At 68.8% G+C, this 3403-nt stretch carries 3 protein-coding genes; all 3 read right to left on the bottom strand.

The features are described 5' to 3' along the window. Window positions 1-102 precede the first annotated feature (102 nt). Genes ACWD3C_RS48150 through ACWD3C_RS48140 form a run of 3 tightly spaced genes read right to left on the bottom strand, consistent with a single transcriptional unit; the run spans window position 103 to window position 3247 of the window. Complete coding sequence (locus ACWD3C_RS48150) at window positions 103-1092, bottom strand: tyrosine-type recombinase/integrase (RefSeq protein WP_451155108.1); 990 nt, start codon at window positions 1090-1092, stop codon at window positions 103-105. Further along, window positions 1089-2018 carry a tyrosine-type recombinase/integrase gene (locus ACWD3C_RS48145; RefSeq protein ID WP_451155106.1) on the bottom strand — a complete coding sequence of 310 codons (930 nt, stop codon included), beginning with the start codon at window positions 2016-2018 and terminating at the stop codon, window positions 1089-1091. Before ACWD3C_RS48145 ends, ACWD3C_RS48150 begins: the two co-directional genes overlap by 4 nt. Next, window positions 2015-3247, bottom strand: a complete 1233-nt coding sequence (locus ACWD3C_RS48140) for a site-specific integrase (protein WP_451155104.1) — start codon at window positions 3245-3247, stop codon at window positions 2015-2017. Before ACWD3C_RS48140 ends, ACWD3C_RS48145 begins: the two co-directional genes overlap by 4 nt. Between the last annotated feature and the right edge of the window lie 156 nt (window positions 3248-3403).

The raw sequence follows: 3403 nt of genomic DNA, 5'->3' as shown, positions 1-3403 counted from the left end.
GTCGGCTTATGCCGTGTGCTGGGTTATGCCGACTGCGGCGGCCACAGCGTGACGAGCCCTGCGCCTGCCTCGGAACGGTCGGCATAACCCGTGGTCTGCGTCTCAAAGCGTCCGGAGGAACGCCAGCAGGTTGTCCGGAGCGGTGAAGTGTCCGGGAGTGCTGCCGGCGGGAGCCGTGCGCGCGAGCGCACGTTCTTTGATGCTCATGTCGGCGTGCAGATAGATTTGTGTGGTTTCAGTTGATTCGTGGCCGAGCCAAAGGGCGATCACGGAGACGTCAACTCCCGCGTGGAGTAGTGCCATTGCAGTGCTGTGCCGCAGGGTGTGCGGGGTGACGTGCTTGTCGGCCAGGGACGGGCAGGTGACTGCGGCGGTCCGGGTGTGCTTGGTGACGAGTGCTTCGACGGCGTCTCGGCTGAGCGGGGTGCCGCGGCGGGTCGGGAACAAGGGATCGCCTCGTTCGCCGCCTCGTTCCTTCAGCCAGGTCTTGAGCACCTTGACGGTGTCGCTGGTCAGCGGGGTGCATCGGTCCTTGCGTCCCTTGCCGTGGCAGCGCAGGTGAGGGCCCGTGCCCAGGTGGAGGTCCTGGAGCGTGAGCCGGGTCAGCTCGCTGACGCGCAGTCCGGTGTGGACGCCGGTCAGGAGCAGGGCATGGTCACGCCGTCCAGTCCAGGTGGTGCGGTCCGGGGCTGCGACCAGGGCGTCGGTCTCCGTGGTGGTGAGGTAGTTGACGATGGCCCGGTCGAAGCGTTTGGGCGGGATTGCCAGCACCCGCTGGATCACCGCCGCGTGCTCGGGCGCCCGTAGGGCCGCGTAGCGGAAGAACGAGCGGATCGCGGCGAGACGAACGTTGCGGGTCGCTGCGGTGTTGCCACGGACGGTTTCAAGATGCTGGAGGAACGCGCCGATCGTCGGGGCGTCCAGGTCGGCGATGCTCAAGCGGGCCGGCGGTCGGCCGGCGCGCTGTTCGGCGAAGCCGAGCAGGAGGGTGAAGGTGTCGCGGTAGGCCGCGATGGTGTGCTGGCTGGCCTGGAGCTGGAGCATCAGTTTGTCGGTGAAGAAGCCCTGCAGCAGGGGTGCGAGGTCGCTCATGGCTGGCCTCCGAAGCTGTGCTCCAGGCGGGTCGCGGCCAGGGACAGGAGTTCCGGTGAGCCCGAAAGATACCAGTAGGTGGACTTCGGGTCGGCGTGACCGAGGTAGGTGGTCAGCAGCGGGAGCTTCGCCTGCAAGTCCGCGCCGTCGCGGTACCACTTCAGCAAGGTCGTGGTCGCGAACGTGTGCCTCAGATCGTGCAAGCGGGGCCTGCGGTTGCCTTCACCTGCGGTAATGCCCGCGTCGGACAGCAGGTGGACGAAGGTGCGCGGGAGGTTGTGGGAGTCGAGCCGGGTGCCGCGGGTGGAGACCAGGAAGGCCGCCGTGCTCGGGGCAGGCCGCTGGAGATCCCGCTCCCGGGCATACCTGCGCAGTGCCGTGACGGTGCTGGCATGCACCGGGATCTGCCTCGACTTGCCGAACTTCGTCTCCCTCACGGCGAGAAGACCACCAGTGAGATCGACGTCGGTGCGGTCCAGACCGCAGGCTTCGGACGTGCGCAGGCCGCTCACGGCCAGCAGGCCGATGAGCGTGTGCCACGTGCGGGCCCGGAAGGCCGGGCTCAGGGCCCTCGTCGCGGTGAGCAGGCGGTCCATCTCGGCGGGGGTGAACAGGTGTGGGGTGATGCGCCGGTAGTGGTGCGGCAGGGCATCATCGGGCGGGATCTCGGTCGCCGGCTCCAGGATCTTCAGGTGCCGGGCGAAGATCCGCACGACCATCAGCCGTCGGCTCCAGTGCACTTCATCGGTGCTGCGAGGCGTATCCGTCGCCCAGGCGAGCGCGGCCCGGGTGGTCAGGACGGTCTCGCCTGTGTCCTCCAGGTAGCCGATGAAGCTGATCAGCTTCTCGCTGAAGGTGGTCAGCTTGAATCCCAGCCGTCGGCGCATGGCCAGGTACTCCTGTGCGTGCTGGCGAAGCGTGGTCACCGGGCACCGCCTTCCGGCCACGACTGGGCCAGGGACCGCAGGGCTTCATGGTCGACTTTTGCGTAGATGGTGGTGCTCAGCTGGCTGCGATGACGGAGCACTTGGCCCACTTCGGGCAGCGGTGCCCCGGCCCGCAGGATGGTGGTGGCCAGGGTGTGGCGGAGCCGGTGGGCTCCCAGCCGTGGCAGCCCGGCCCTCTCGCAGGCCCGACCCATGATCGCCCGGATGCAGGTTCCGGTCAGTGCCTGGTAGGGAGCCCGGGCGGTGAGGAACACGGCCGTGGCCGAACACCGGGGACGGTCCTCCATCAGGTAGTCCGCGAGCACTTCGCCGACCTCGGCCGTCAGCGGCAGCCGCTCGACGCGGGAGCCCTTGCCCCGCACGGCGATCTCGCCCGCGTGCCAGTCGATGTCGCTCAGTTGGAGGGCGGCGGCTTCCGCGCCACGCAGCCCGAGACGGGCGAGCACCGTCAGCACTGCCCGATCCCGTCGTCCCGCCGAGGTCTCCGGGTCCGGTGCGGACAGCAGCGCGGACACCTGCCGCGATTCCAGTCCGCGGGGCAAAGAGTCGAGCCGCCAGCCCGCCACCGCGGGAACCGACCCGGTCAGCGGCGCCGGGATCCGGCCGTCCACGTGCAGGTAGCGCAGCAGCGAGCGAACTGCGGTCACCAGGGCTTTCGCCGACCACACGCTCTCGGCGTCCGCGGTGTGCCGCACCATGAACGCGGTCACCTGCACGGCATCCAGCCGAGCCAGCGAGACGTCCAGCGGATCCGGCAGCGCAGCAAGGAACTTGCGGGCCTGGCCGCAGTAGCAGCGGACCGACTCGTCCGCCAAGCCCCGCTCCCCGCGCAGGTAGGCACCGTAGTCCGCCAGCACTTCCTGCACCGCGTCGACGCCGGCCTCGACCGGAACCGGAACCGCGCCGATGTGCCGCAACGCCTTGATCACTGCCCCCAGAGACCGCCGGGCTACCGGTTCGGAGGAGGACACCGCCCGGCGGAAGGCCAGAAACTTCTCCACCATCGCCGGCGCCAGTCCAGCCGCGACAAGCTCACGCCGATCCATCCACAGGCTCAGGCGCCGCATCATGCGCACCGCGTCCCTCACCGACGACTCTGCGTACCCCCGGGACACCAACTCCGTACGCACCAGCGACTCGTACGGAGCCAACGGCCCCGTCACCACCAACGGCACCGGCCCATGGCGCCGCTCTCCGATCGCATCCATGATCTCCTCCTGTCTGCAGGCAACTCGCCTACGCAGACAGGGATACGAGCCACCTCGGGCAGAGACCGCCGGTTATGCTGAAGCTTTCGAAACTAGACCGCAGGTCCGTCATGCTGCTGCCGCCGCAGTCGGCATAACCCAGCACACGGCATAAGC

It is taken from the genome of Streptomyces sp. NPDC002845 (assembly GCF_053591955.1).
Note: the sequence above shows the minus strand (reverse complement) of the source record. Positions and strands in the feature narration are given on the sequence as shown.